Here is a 13,730-nt window from a genome sequence, read left to right on the forward strand (position 1 = left end):
GCCCCGGCGGCCGTCGCGGCGGTGCGGCGCGTGGTGGTGGTGCGCCGGCGCGGGGACGCCGCCCGGCCCGGCTCGGCCCCGGGTCGCGGGGCCGCCTCGGCCGGTTCGGTCCGGACCGCCCCGGCGGCCCGGGGCGCCGGCATCGCCGGATCCGTTCGAGGGTCAGGATCCTTCCGTCCGGCGGATGTCGCGACCGCTGCGTCGAGATCGTCGGCCACCGGTGTGGACTGGTCCCGCGTGTCGCCGTGCATGCCAAGCTCCTGCCCGAGATCGGCGGCAACCCCCGCCGCCCGGGGCCGGGCAGGGAGGAGTGCCGGGAGGACTGCTGGGTGGGGGAGGACGTGCGACCGGAGACCTGTCCGTGCCGCTGTCCCCAACAACCTGCCCGGTGCCCGCCGAGCCGGTGGCGGGAGGCCCCGGAGCCGCGCGCGTCCCGGCGCACGTCGTCCGGTGACGCGCCCCTGGGCGACCCGGTCCACCCGTGAACGAGCGGTCCGGGCACGAGGACACGCACCGGTGCGCGGCGAACGCCGAATGGGCTAAGGAAGAAGGGGAACGACCGGCACGAAAAGGGTTCCGGACGTGCTGCCTGAGGGGGACGCCACCCGTCGCCGCACTCCCCACGGCATCAACGACCTTCGGTCATCCTCGCACCGGGGACAAGGTTTTTGCAGCAGTACGACAGGAGTTTCGGGCATCGGCCCGGGCGGACGCACCATCGGAAATGGATCCGTACCGAAGAGTTCACGCATTGGTAGCGCGCCTCCCCGAAATGTGCGCCTCGTGCGCCCCCCGTACGGATCGATGCGCCGAATGCGATCTCATCAATAGGCCGAACGGATGCCCAATAGCCCACTTGACGCACTGCCATGACGGCCGTCGGGGCTACGCTTCACGCCGTGAAGGCAATCCGCAGATTCACCGTCCGCACCGTCCTGCCCGAACAACTCCAGCCGCTGCACGAGCTGGCCCTCAATCTGCGCTGGTCCTGGCACCCCGAGACCAGGGACCTGTTCCGGTCCGTGGACCCGGAGGTCTGGGCCGCGACCGGCGAGGACCCGGTGCGGCTGCTCGGGGAGGTCCCGGCCGCCCGGCTCGCCGCGCTCGCCGCCGACCGGCGGTTCCTGCGCAGACTCGGCGACCTGGCCGACGACCTGCAGGAGTACCTGACCGGCCCGCGCTGGTACCAGTCCCGGTCCGACGACGGACCGACCCCGCCGCCCGCCGCGATCGCCTACTTCTCCCCCGAGTACGGCATCGCCGCCGCGCTGCCGCAGTACTCCGGCGGGCTCGGCATCCTGGCCGGCGACCACCTCAAGGCGGCCAGCGACCTCGGCGTCCCGCTCATCGGCGTCGGCCTGTTCTACCGCCACGGCTACTTCCGGCAGTCCCTGAACCGGGACGGCTGGCAGCAGGAGCGCTACCCGCTGCTCGACCCGGACGAGCTGGCCGTCAGCCTGCTCCGCGAGCCGGACGGCACGCCCTGCCGGGTCGACCTCGCGCTGCCCGGCGGCCGCACCCTGGTCGCCCGGATCTGGAAGGCCCAGGTCGGCCGCGTCCCGCTGCTGCTGCTCGACTCCGACATCGAGGCCAACTCGCCCGCCGAACGGGACGTCACCGACCGGCTGTACGGCGGCGGCAGCGAGCACCGGCTGCTCCAGGAGATGCTGCTCGGCATCGGCGGCGTCCGGGCCGTGCGCGCCTACTGCCGGCTCACCGGGCACCCCGCCCCCGAGGTCTTCCACACCAACGAGGGCCACGCCGGCTTCCTCGGCATCGAGCGGATCCGCGAACTCGTCGCCGACCAGACTGCCGAGCTCGATTTCGCCGCCGCCCTGGAGTCCGTCCGGGCCGGCACCCTGTTCACCACCCACACGCCCGTCCCGGCCGGCATCGACCGCTTCGACCGCGACCTGGTCGCCCGGCACTTCGGCGGCGACGCCGCCCTGCCCGGCGTCCCGGCCGAGCAGGTGCTCGCGCTCGGCGCCGAGACCTGGCCCGGCGGGGACCCGAAGCTGTTCAACATGGCCGCCATGGGCCTGCGGCTCGCCCAGCGCGCCAACGGGGTCTCCACCCTGCACGGCGAGGTCAGCCGCGCCATGTTCAACGGCCTGTGGCCCGGCTTCGACGCCGCCGAGGTGCCGATCACCTCCGTCACCAACGGCGTGCACGCCGCGACCTGGATCGACCCGGCCGTCGTCCGGCTCGGCGCCGCCGAGATCGGCGCCGACCGCGCCGAGGAGGCGATGACCACCGGCGAGACCCAGCGCTGGACCGGCCTGGAGCGGATCGGCAACACCGAGGTCTGGGACCTGCGCCGCAGCCTGCGCGCCCAGCTGGTCGACGAGGCCCGGCAGCGGCTGCGCGCCTCCTGGCGCCAGCGCGGCGCCGGCGAGGCCGAACTCGGCTGGGTCTCCTCGGTGCTCGACCCGGACGTGCTCACCATCGGCTTCGCCCGCCGGGTGCCCTCCTACAAGCGGCTCACCCTGATGCTGCGCGACCCGGACCGGCTGCGCGGCCTGCTGCTGCACCCCACCCGGCCGGTGCAGATCGTGGTCGCCGGGAAGGCCCACCCGGCCGACGACGGCGGCAAGCGGCTGATCCAGCAGATGGTCGCCTTCGCCGACGACCCGGCCGTGCGGCACCGGATCGTCTTCCTGCCGGACTACGACATGGACATGGCCCGGCACCTCTACCCGGGCTGCGACGTCTGGCTGAACAACCCGCTGCGCCCGCTGGAGGCCTGCGGCACCTCCGGGATGAAGGCCGCGCTGAACGGCTGCCTCAACCTGTCCGTCCTGGACGGCTGGTGGGACGAGTGGTACGACGGCCAGAACGGCTGGGCGATCCCCACCGCCGACGAGAGCGCCGGGGGGCTCGACCCGGACAGCGGCGAGGCCGAGCGGCGCGACGACATCGAGGCCGCCGCGCTCTACGACCTGATCGAGGAGCAGGTCGCCGCCCGGTTCTACGACCGGGCCGGTGACGGGCTGCCGCACCGCTGGATCGCCATGGTCCGGCACACCCTGGTCACCCTCGGGCCCAAGGTGCTGGCCGGCCGGATGGTCCGCGAGTACGTGGACCGGCTGTACGCCCCGGCGGCCCTGGCCCAGCGGGAGCTCGCCGGGGACCACTACCGGGGCGCGCGGGAGCTGGCGGCCTGGAAGGCCAAGGTCCGCGCGGCCTGGCCGGCCGTGCTGGTCGAGCACGTCGAGGCGCAGGGCCCGGGCGAGGCCCAGGAGCTGGGCAGCGCGCTGGAGCTGCGGGTGCAGGTCGCGCTCGGGGCGCTGGAGCCGGGCGACGTCGAGGTGCAGGCCGTCTCCGGCCGGGTGGACGAGGCGGACGGCATCTCGGACGCCGCCGTGCTCGCCCTCAAGCCGGTCGGCGGGCCCGACCTGGACGGGCGGACCCGCTACGAGGGCTCGCTGGAGCTGGCCCGGACCGGCCCGTTCGGTTACACCGTCCGGGTGCTGCCCGCGCACCCCCGGCTGGCCTCGCCGGCCGAGCTGGGGCTGGTCGCCCTGCCCGCCGAGTCGGCCGGGATGGACGCCGGGCTGCTGCGCTGACCTTCTCCACCGGACGGGTGCCGGCCGTCGTACTCCGCGCGGGTACTACGGACGGCACCCGTCCGGTTGCCCGGCGTGTCGGGCGGCGGGAGCGTGGGCAGCATGATGCGAACCCTGCGCGCGATCGCCCTCGCCGCGCTCTCCGTAGTCCTCCTCGCGGCGCCGGCGCAGGCCGCCGCGCACTCCCTGGCCGCGCCGCCCGCCGAGGCGCGGATCTCGATCGAGCTGGTGTGCCCGCCGGACCCGGTCGTCCCCGGCGAGAGCGGCACGCTGGACGTGCGGATCGTCAACAACGGCCCGTCGACCACCACCGACGCCACCCTGGTGGTCGTGCACTTCCCGCCGCCCGGGGTGATCCGGTCCGCCGACCCGCCCGTCGCGCTCGACTACTTCGGCACCGGCAGCTCCTACACCGTCCCGGCGGGCCTGCCGCCGGGGGCCGCCGCGACGGAGAAGCTGGTGCTGCACGTCGCGCCGATCACCCTGCCGTTCACCACCATCGACGGCGACGTCCAGGCCTTCTACCCGGGTGACCCGGACCGGTCCGGCCACACCACGCCGTACAGCTTCACCACCGCCGACACCAAGGCGCACATGATGGTCGGCGCCTCCTCCGCCTGGCAGGCCGGGCACCCCGTCCCGCAGCCGGGCGACCTCACCGGCAAGCCCGGGTCGACCGTCAATCTGCCGCTGTGGGTCTACAACGCCGGGCCGTCCTACTCGCGCCACCCGATCGACGTGATGATCACCGCGCCCGAGCACACCGCGCTGACCGGCACGATTCCGTACGGCTGCACGGCCGCCGGGCCGAGGACGCTGACCTGCCGCTTCCAGAGCGGGCCGCGCTACCAGGACGCGATCTTCATCGAGGCGTCCGTGGAGATCGACCCGGACACCGTCGCCGGGCAGATCCTCCCCGGCGGGACGCTGGACGTGATCCCCTCGCCCGAGGAGGACTGCGGGCCGGTGTCCGACTGGCACACCGGCTTCGTGGTGACCGTGGACTGACCGGCCCCGGGAAAGGTGAAGGCCCGGCCGGGTACGTGACGGCGCACCCGGCCGGGCTCATCCATGGCCGCGTCAGACGAGACTGTCCCGCCAGGCGCGGTGCAGGACGGCGAAGCGGCCGGCGCCGTCGACCAGTTCCCGCGGGGTGCCGTCCTCGACGATCCGGCCCTGGTCCATCACCAGGACGCGGTCGGCGATCTCCACGGTGGAGAGCCGGTGCGCGATGATCACCGCCGTCCGGCCGGCCAGCACGGTGCGCATCGCCCGCTGGACGGCCTGCTCGCCGGGGACGTCCAGCGAGCTGGTCGCCTCGTCCAGGATCAGCACCGCAGGGTCGGCCAGCAGGGCGCGGGCGAAGGCGACCAGCTGGCGCTGCCCGGCGGAGATCCGGCCGCCGCGCTTGCGCACGTCGGTGTCGAAGCCGTCCGGCAGCGCGGCGATGAACTCGTACGCGCCGATGTCCCGGGCGGCCTGCTCGACCTCCTCGCGGCTCGCGGCGGGGCGGCCGATCGCGATGTTCTCGGCGACGGTGCCGGAGAACAGGAACGACTCCTGGGTCACCATCACCACGCCGCGCCGCAGTTCGGGCGTGGCGAGCTCGCGCAGGTCCACGCCGTCCAGCCGGACCAGGCCGCCGGTCGGGTCGTAGAACCGGGCCAGCAGCTTGGCGACCGTCGACTTGCCCGCGCCCGTCGCACCGACCACCGCGACCGTCTGCCCGGCCGGGATCACCAGGTCGAAGGGCGGCAGCACCTCCTTGCCGGTCCGGTAGGCGAACCGGGCCCGCTCGAAGCGGACTTCGCGCCCCTTCCGGGACTGGGCGGGCAGTTCCGCCGGCTCGGCCGGCTCGGCGACGGTCGGCTCGTGGGCGAGCAGGCCGGCGATCTTCTCCAGGGCGGCGGCCGCCGACTGGTAGCTGTTCAGGAACATCGCCAGCTGGTCGACCGGGTCGTACAGCCGGCGCAGGTAGAGCGTGAAGGCGGTCAGCACGCCGAGCTCCAGGGTGCCGCCGACCACCAGGTACGCGCCGAGCAGCGTCACGCCGGTGATCCACAGGTTGGCGGTGGCGCGGGAGAGGCCGACGTAGCGGGCGATCTCCAGCAGGCCGTCCGCCGCCGCCGTCGCCGAGCTCCGGTTGACCTGGGCGAAGGCGGCGTCGTTGGCCCGCTCGCGGCGGAACGCCTGCACCGGGCGGATGCCGTTCATGGTCTCGGTGAAGCGCACGATCAGCGAGGCCGCGGTGGTGCGGGAGCGGCGGTAGACCCGGCGCGAGCGGGTGCGGAACGAGCGGGCGATCAGCGCCAGCGGCAGGACGGAGGCCAGCGACACCAGGCCGAGCCGCCAGTCCAGCACCAGCAGCAGCACCGAGATGTAGCAGACCGACAGGAAGACCGTCAGCAGCTCCTGGAGGCCCTCGGACAGCAGCTCGCGCAGCGCGTCGATGTCGCTGGTGGCGCGGGAGATGATCCGGCCGGAGGTGTAGCGCTCGTGGAAGTCCAGGCTGAGCCGCTGGGCGTGCCGGAAGATCCGGCCGCGCAGGTCCAGCAGGACGTCCTGGTTCACCCGGGCGCTGATCTTGATGAACACCCACTGCAGCACCGGGCTGAGCAGCGCGCAGAACAGGTAGCCGGCCACCACCGCGATCAGCGGGCCGGAGTCGTGCGCGCGCAGCGCCGGGATGCCCCGGTCGATCGCCACGGCGACCAGCAGCGGGCCGGCCTGCAGCGCCGCCTGCTGGATCAGGATCACCGCCATCGCGACGGCGATCCGGGCCCGGTGCGGGGCGAGCAGCGAGCGCAGCAGGGCCCCGGGAGCGCCGGGCGGGACGGGGATGTCCTCCTCGTCCGCCGGGGGCGGCGGCAGCTCCTCCTCGACGGCCCCGGCGGACTCGACCGCCTCGGCCGGCCGGGCGGGCTCGCCCGGCCCGGCCTGGGAGGGTTCGACGGTGGTGGTCATCGGGCGGTGCTCCCCTCGGGGGTGGGGGCGCTCTGGCCCGACATCAGTTCGCGGTAGTGCGGACAGTCGCGCAGCAGTTCCTGGTGGGTGCCGACCGCCTCGATCCGGCCGTCCGCGAGCACCGCGACCCGGTCGGCCAGCAGCACCGTGCTGGGGCGGTGGGCGACCACCAGGGCGGTGGTGGAGCCCAGCACCTCGCGCAGTGCCCGTTCGACCAGCGCCTCGGTGTGCACGTCCAGCGCGGAGAGCGGGTCGTCCAGCACCAGGAAGGGCGGGTCGCCGACCACGGCGCGGGCCAGCGCGAGCCGCTGGCGCTGGCCGCCGGACAGGCTCAGGCCCTGCTCGCCGACCTCCGTCCCGGCCCCGGCGGGGAGCTTCTCGACGAAGCCGGCCTGGGCGGTGGCGAGGGCCGAGCGCAGCTGCGCCTCGCTCGCCCCGGGGGCGCCCATCAGGACGTTCTCCCGGACGGACGCGGAGAACAGGGTGGGCTCCTCGAAGGCGACGGAGACCAGCTCGCGCAGCCGCTGCCGGGGCAGTTCGCGGATGTCCCGGCCGTCCAGGGTGATGGTGCCGGCGGTGGCCTCGTACAGCCGGGGGAGCAGCGCGGTGAGGGTGGTCTTGCCGCTGCCGGTGGCGCCGACCAGGGCCATCGTCTCGCCGCTGCGGATGTGCAGGTCGATGCCGGCCAGCAGGTCGGGGCTGCCCTCGGGGGCGTCGGGGTAGCGGAACCGGACGCCGGTGAGGCGGATGCCGTCCGGCGCGGCGCCGGCGCCCGGGCCGTCCGCGGCGGGCAGGTCGTGGGCGGTGCCCGCGTCCTCGGCCTCGGGGGCGTCCATCACCTCGTAGAAGCGGTCGGTGGCGGTGGCGGCCTCGTTGGCGTAGGCGAGCAGCCAGCCCAGCGACTCGACCGGCCAGCGCAGCGCGAGCGCGGTGGACAGGAAGGCGACCAGGGTGCCGGTGCTCAGCTCGTCGTGGGCGACCAGGTAGGCGCCGACCGCGAGGGCGCAGGCGAGGGCGACCTCCGGCAGGCCGACGATGACGGCCCACAGGTTGGCCAGCAGGTGGGCCTTGCGCAGCTCGGTGCGGCGCAGCCGGTGGGACTGCTCGCGGAAGCGCTCGGCCATCGCGCGGTGCCGGCCGAAGGCCTTGAGGATGCGGATGCCGAGCACGGACTCCTCGACCACGGTGGCGAGGTCGCCGTTCTGGTCCTGGGCGCGGCGGGCGGTGGCCGAGTAGCCGCCCTCGAAGCGCCGGGTGAGCAGGAGCAGCGGGGCGGCGGGCGCCAGGAAGATCAGGGCGAGCCGCCAGTCCTGGGTGAACATCATCACCGCGCCGGCCAGGAAGGTGGCCGAGTTGACGATCAGGAAGATCAGCGCGAAGGCCAGGAACAGCCGGATCGTGTACAGGTCGGCGGTGGCCCGGGAGAGCAGCTGGCCGGAGCCCCAGCGGTCGTGGAAGGCGACCGGCAGCCGCTGCAGCTTGGCGAACAGGTCGCCGCGCATGGACGACTCCAGCCCGGCCAGCGGGCGGGCCAGGACCACCCGGCGGGTGTAGAACAGTCCGGCCTCGACCAGGCCGAGGGCGAGCAGCAGGCCGATCAGCGGCCACAGCGCGCCGAGGTCGTGGTCGGCGACCGGGCCGTCGACGATCCGGCCGAGCACCACCGGGACGGCGAGGGTGGTGAGCATGGCGGTGGTGGCGGTGGTGGCCGAGACGGCCAGCCGGCCGCGGACGACCCGCGCGTAGGGCCACAGGCGCAGCAGTGAGCGGACCGCGGAGCGGCGCCCGCTCCCGGTGGTGTCGTCGTCGTGTCGGTTCTCGGCCATCGCGGTGAGGGTAGGCCGGGTCCGCGTCATATCTCATCCGGTTTTTCACCCCTGACGGTGTCGTCCGGCGAGAACCGGCCACGCGTACGGGCGGTGCGGGGGTGGGCGAAGGGGCGTGCGCGTCCGTTCGTGCAGGGAGGAGCGCGTCGTGCGCCTCTTGCGGGCGCCGCCGCATCGGCCGATTACATCTCCTGACGGATGCCCGAGATCGGGAACAGAGTGACGGGAGATGAAGGACATGACGGTCGACACCGAGTCCGGCCCCAGCGGCGGCGCGGCGGCACTGGTACAGGTACGGGCGCAGCTGAGCCTCAGCACGGCGGCGGCGCGGAACCTGGCGACGACGACCAAGTCGGCGCCGCAGATGCAGGAGATCACCTCCCGCTGGCTGCTCAAGATGCTGCCCTGGGTGCAGGTCGATGCGGGCACCTACCGGGTCAACCGGCGGCTCAGCTACGCCACCGGGCGCGGCCGGGTGGGCTTCGCGAAGACCGGCTCCACGGTGACCGTGATCGCCCCCTCGCTGACCGAGGTGCCCGCGCTGCGCGGTTTCGAGGACGAGGCGGTGCTGGAGGAGCTGGCCCGCCGGTTCGTGCAGCGGGACTTCGCCCCGGGCGACGTGCTGGTGCGCGAGGGCGAGCCGATCGCCGAGGTGTTCCTGATCGCGCACGGCAAGGTCGAGCGTCTGGGTACCGGCAAGTACGGTGAGGAGACGGTGGTCGGCACCCTGGCCGATGGCGACCACATCGGCGACGAGGGGCTGACCGAGGCCTCCGGCAACTGGCCGTACACGGTGCGGGCGGCGACGGCGGGCGTCGCGATGGCGCTGCAGTGGTCGCAGTTCCAGGAGCTCACCGACCGCTCCACGGAGTTGCGCGAGCACCTGCTGGGCTTCGCCGCCGACGCCGCGCAGGCGCAGAACGCGCACGGCGAGGCGGAGATCGACCTGTCGGCCGGCCACGAGGGCGAGTACGAGCTCCCCGGCGCCTTCGTGGACTACGAGTTGAAGCCGCGCGAGTACGAGCTGAGCGTCGCGCAGACCGTGCTCAAGGTGCACACCCGCGTCGCCGACCTCTACAACCACCCGATGAACCAGACCGAGCACCAGCTGCGGCTGACCATCGAGGCGCTGCGCGAGCGCCAGGAGCACGAGCTGATCAACAACCCGGAGTTCGGGCTGCTCGGCAACACCGACTTCGACCAGCGGATCCAGACCCACTCCGGCGCGCCCACGCCGGACGACCTGGACGACCTGCTCGCGATGCGCCGCGACACCGACTTCCTGTTCGCCCACCCGCGCGCGATCGCCGCCTTCGAGCGGGAGTGCAACCGGCTCGGCGTCTACCCCGGCACCGCCGAGGTGCTCGGCAAGCAGCGGCCGACCTGGCGCGGGGTGCCGATCTTCCCGTGCAACAAGATCCCGGTGGCGGACAACCAGACCACCTCGTTCCTCGCGATGCGCGTCGGCGAGGACAACCAGGGTGTGGTGGGCCTCAACCAGATCGGCATCCCGGACGAGGTCGAGCCCTCGCTGAACGTCCGGTTCATGGGCATCGACGAGAAGGCGATCGCCTCCTACCTGGTGAGCGCCTACTACTCGGTGGCGGTGCTGGTGCCGGACGCGATCGGCGTGCTGGAGAACGTCGAGGTCGGGCACGCCCGCAACTGACCTGTGATTCTCGCGAGTCAGGGGAGTGGGGCGGGCGCGCGCAGCAGGAGCAGCGCGCGCCCGCCCAGCACCACCGCGCCGGCCGGGTGCGGCTCGCCGGCCCCGGCGGTGTCGACGACCGTCTCGTAGCGGGCCTCCGGTGCCGCCCAGGGCTCGCGAGGCAGGGTGAACACCACGGGTTCGTGGCCGGCGTTGAGCAGCAGCAGGAAGTCGTCGTCCCGCACCGGCCGCCCGGCGTCGTCCCGTTCGGACATCGCGCTGCCGGACAGCAGCATGCCGAGGCAGGCGGTCGGGGCGAACCAGTCGGCCTCGGTCATCTCCTTGCCGAGCGGGGTGAACCAGGCGAGGTCCGGGCGACCGCCGGGGGCGGCGGCCCGGCCGGAGAAGAACGCCCGCCGGCGCAGCACCGGGTGGGCGCGGCGCAGCCGGACCAGCCGGGCGGTCAGCTCGGTCAGCTCGCGCCACTCGGGCCGCTCCAGCGTCGACCAGTCGACCCAGCCGACCTCGTTGTCCTGGCAGTAGGCGTTGTTGTTGCCGCCCTGGGTGCGGCCGAACTCGTCCCCGGCGGTGATCATCGGGACGCCGGTGGAGAGCAGCAACGTGGCCAGCAGGTTGCGCAGTTGGCGCAACCGCAGGGCGTTGACCTCCGGGTCGGCGGTCTCGCCCTCGACGCCGTGGTTCCAGGACCGGTTGTCGTCGGTGCCGTCCCGGCCGCCCTCGCCGTTCGCCTCGTTGTGCTTGCGGTCGTAGGAGACCAGGTCGCGCAGGGTGAAACCGTCGTGCGCCGTCACGTAGTTGACGGAGGCGTGCGGGCGGCGGCCGTCGCGCTGGTAGAGGTCGGAGGAGCCGGAGAGGCGGTAGCCGAGTTCGCGGACGTCCGGGTGGGCGCCGCGCCAGAAGTCCCGTACGGTGTCGCGGTAGCGGTCGTTCCACTCGGCCCACAGCGGCGGGAAGCCGCCCACCTGGTAGCCGCCCGGGCCGACGTCCCACGGCTCGGCGATCAGCTTCACCCGGGACAGCAGCGGGTCCTGGGCGACGGCGGCGAGGAACGGGTGCTCCGGGTCGACGCCGTCCGAGGCCCGGGCCAGGGCGGCGGCCAGGTCGAAGCGGAAGCCGTCCACGCCCATCTCGGCGACCCAGTAGCGCAGCGAGTCGGTGATCAGCCGGATCACCTGCGGGCGGCGGGTGTCCAGGGTGTTGCCGCAGCCGGTGTAGTCGGTGTAGCCGCGCGGGCGGTGCGGGGCGAGGCGGTAGTGGGCGGCGTTGTCGATGCCGCGCAGCGCGAGGGTCGGGCCCAACTCGGAGCCCTCGGCGGTGTGGTTGAACACCACGTCGAGGATCACCTCGATCCCGGCGGCGTGCAGCGCGCGCACCATCCGCTTGAACTCGCCGACCTGGCCGCCGCGCGAGCCCGAGGCGGAGTAGCCGGCGTGCGGGGCGAAGTAGCCGATCGTGTTGTAGCCCCAGTAGTTGACCAGGCCGCGCGCCTGCAGGTGGTCCTCGCTGACGTACTGGTGGACGGGCAGCAGCTCGACGGCGGTGACGCCGAGGCGGGTGAGGTGGGCGAGCGCGGCGGGGTGGGCGAGGCCGGCGTAGGTGCCGCGCAGGGCCGGGGGGACGTCGGGGTGGCGCATGGTGAAGCCGCGCACGTGCAGCTCGTAGAGGACGGTCTCGGACCACGGGGTCTTCGGGCGGTGGTCGTCGGACCAGTCGTCGTCGTCCGCGACGACCACGGATCTGGGCACGTGGGCGGCCGAGTCGCGGTTGTCCCGGACGGTGTCGGCGACGTCCGCCTCCGGCCAGTTGCGGACGGCGGCGCAGACCGCGTCGTGCGCGGTGTAGTGGCCGTCGACCGCGCGGGCGTACGGGTCGAGCAGCAGCTTCGCCGGGTTCCAGCGGGCGCCCGTCCACGGGTCCCAGCGGCCGTGCACGCGGTAGCCGTAGCGGGTGCCGGGGAGCACGCCGGGCAGGAAGCCGTGCCAGACCTGGAGGTCCTGTTCGGTGAGGCGGTGCCGGGTCTCCCGGCCGTCCTCGTCGAACAGGCACAGGTCGACGGCCTCGGCGCCGGCGGCCCAGAGGGCGAAGTTGGTGCCCCGGTGGTCCGGGCGGTAGCGGGCGCCGAGCGGGTGCGGGCTGCCGGGCCGGGTCTCCCCGTGCTCGTCCGGCCGTGCCGCGGCTTCCAGCTCCTGCCCTGACGCCATGGCCGTACCTCCCTGTCCCGGACCTCATGCCGTTGTTTCCTTCCCGGAATGGGGCGGGGGGAAGCCGTTGAACGGGGGCTTACCGGCGGATGGCTGTTCGGAGGTGGGCTCCCGGGAGGGCGGGCGCGCGGGCGTCGCCCCGCGCGCCCGCGGGGGGCGTGCGGGACGTGTCCCCGGCGGGACGGGCCTCGTTGTTCCTGGCGGCGGAACCGGACAGTGGGAGGCCCCGATGCGGCGCCGAGTACGGGTGTGGGCGCGGCGTGCGGCGGCGGTGGGCTGCTGCGTGGCCGTTCTGGCGGGGTGCGGCGGTTCGCCGGGCGCTCCGGTCGGCGACGGTGCTTCGGCCACGGTGACCGCGCCCGCGCCGCCGCCGTCCCGGGCGGTGCTCACGGTGCAGCCCGCGGACGGGGCGCAGGACGTGCCGCCGGAGGGGGCGGTGAAGGTGGCGGCGGCGCAGGGGAGGCTGCTGTCCGTCCGGCTGGCCGACGCCCGGGGCACCGAGGTGCCGGGGACGATCGCGGCGGACGGGGCCTCGTGGGCGCCGGACGGTCCGCTGCCGCTGGGGACGGCGTTCACGCTGGACTCCGTCGCGGAGGACGAGCAGGGGCAGAAGGCGGCCCAGCACGCGGAGTTCTCGACCGTCGCCCGGGCGCACACCTTCGTCGCGTTCTTCACGCCCGAGGACGGGTCGACGGTCGGGGTGGGGATGCCGGTGTCGCTGCGGTTCAGCCGTCCGATCGCGGACCGGGCGGCGGTGGAGCGGGCGGTGCAGGTGACTGCGGACCCGCCGGTGCGGGTGGCCGCGCACTGGTTCGGCAACCAGCGGCTGGACTTCCGGCCGCAGCAGTACTGGGCGGCCGGGACCAGGGTGTCCGTGGCGCTGCGGCTGAAGGACGTGCAGGGCGCGCCGGGTGACTTCGGCAGTCAGAGCCGGGACCTGCACTTCACCATCGGCCGGGCGCAGGTCTCCGGCGTGGACCTGGACGCGCACACCCTGACCGTCCGGGCCGGGCAGGGCGGCAAGGTGCTCCGGGTGCTCAAGGTGTCCGGCGGCAGCCCCGAGCACTCGACCTACCGGGGGGTGCTGGTGGTGTCGGAGAAGTACCAGGTGACCCGGATGAACTCGCAGACCGTGGGCATGGGCGACGAGTACGACATCAAGGACGTCCCGCACGCGATGCGGCTGACCGGCTCCGGCACGTTCGTGCACGGCAACTACTGGGCGAACCCGGCGGTGTTCGGCACCGCCAACACCAGCCACGGGTGCATCGGCCTGGCCGACACCAAGGGCGGTACCGGCAAGGACACGCCGGCGGGCTGGCTGTTCGAGCACACGATCCCGGGCGACGTGCTGGAGGTGAAGGCCTCCGCGGGGGACTTCGTGCCGCCCTCGAACGGTCTCAACGGCTGGAACCTGCCCTGGGACCAGTGGCTGGCCGGCAGCGCGCTGCGCTAGCCGTCCGGCGGTCTTCACGACGGGTTCACCCCCGCTCCACCCACCTCC

General features: G+C 73.9%; 7 protein-coding genes. 4 read left to right on the forward strand and 3 right to left on the reverse strand.

Annotation, left to right across the window (positions count from 1 at the left end):
• Positions 1 to 899: 899 nt before the first annotated feature.
• The gene (gene glgP / locus ACPC54_RS17640; protein WP_498965712.1) at positions 900 to 3,566 is read left to right on the forward strand and encodes an alpha-glucan family phosphorylase; all 2,667 of its coding nucleotides are present in this window, start codon (positions 900 to 902) and stop codon (positions 3,564 to 3,566) included.
• Positions 3,567 to 3,668: 102 nt separating this feature from the next.
• Positions 3,669 to 4,574, forward strand: a complete 906-nt coding sequence (locus ACPC54_RS17645; RefSeq protein ID WP_498965713.1) for a hypothetical protein — start codon at positions 3,669 to 3,671, stop codon at positions 4,572 to 4,574.
• A gap of 72 nt (positions 4,575 to 4,646) precedes the next feature.
• Here ACPC54_RS17645 and ACPC54_RS17650 read toward each other — a convergent pair whose 3' ends face one another.
• Together ACPC54_RS17650 and ACPC54_RS17655 are read right to left on the reverse strand one after the other, a co-directional pair.
• Positions 4,647 to 6,530, reverse strand: a complete 1,884-nt coding sequence (locus ACPC54_RS17650; RefSeq protein WP_498965714.1) for an ABC transporter ATP-binding protein — start codon at positions 6,528 to 6,530, stop codon at positions 4,647 to 4,649.
• A complete protein-coding gene (locus tag ACPC54_RS17655; protein ID WP_498965715.1) occupies positions 6,527 to 8,356 on the reverse strand; it encodes an ABC transporter ATP-binding protein in 1,830 nt (609 codons plus the stop codon). The genes ACPC54_RS17650 and ACPC54_RS17655 overlap by 4 nt, the downstream gene beginning before the upstream one ends.
• Before the next feature lie 238 nt (positions 8,357 to 8,594).
• On the opposite strand from ACPC54_RS17655, the gene ACPC54_RS17660 reads away from it, so the two are divergent.
• A complete protein-coding gene (locus tag ACPC54_RS17660) occupies positions 8,595 to 10,025 on the forward strand; it encodes a family 2B encapsulin nanocompartment shell protein (RefSeq protein WP_498965853.1) in 1,431 nt (476 codons plus the stop codon).
• Positions 10,026 to 10,042: 17 nt separating this feature from the next.
• Here ACPC54_RS17660 and glgX read toward each other — a convergent pair whose 3' ends face one another.
• Positions 10,043 to 12,226 carry a glycogen debranching protein GlgX gene (gene glgX, locus ACPC54_RS17665; protein ID WP_498965716.1) on the reverse strand — a complete coding sequence of 728 codons (2,184 nt, stop codon included), beginning with the start codon at positions 12,224 to 12,226 and terminating at the stop codon, positions 10,043 to 10,045.
• A 349-nt stretch (positions 12,227 to 12,575) separates the two neighbouring features.
• Here glgX and ACPC54_RS17670 point away from each other — a divergent pair, with 349 nt between their 5' ends.
• A complete protein-coding gene (locus tag ACPC54_RS17670) occupies positions 12,576 to 13,682 on the forward strand; it encodes a L,D-transpeptidase (protein WP_498965717.1) in 1,107 nt (368 codons plus the stop codon).
• Positions 13,683 to 13,730: the final 48 nt, after the last annotated feature.

The organism is Kitasatospora sp. NPDC094028 (assembly GCF_049543595.1).
Classification (GTDB): Bacteria; Actinomycetota; Actinomycetes; order Streptomycetales; family Streptomycetaceae; genus Kitasatospora.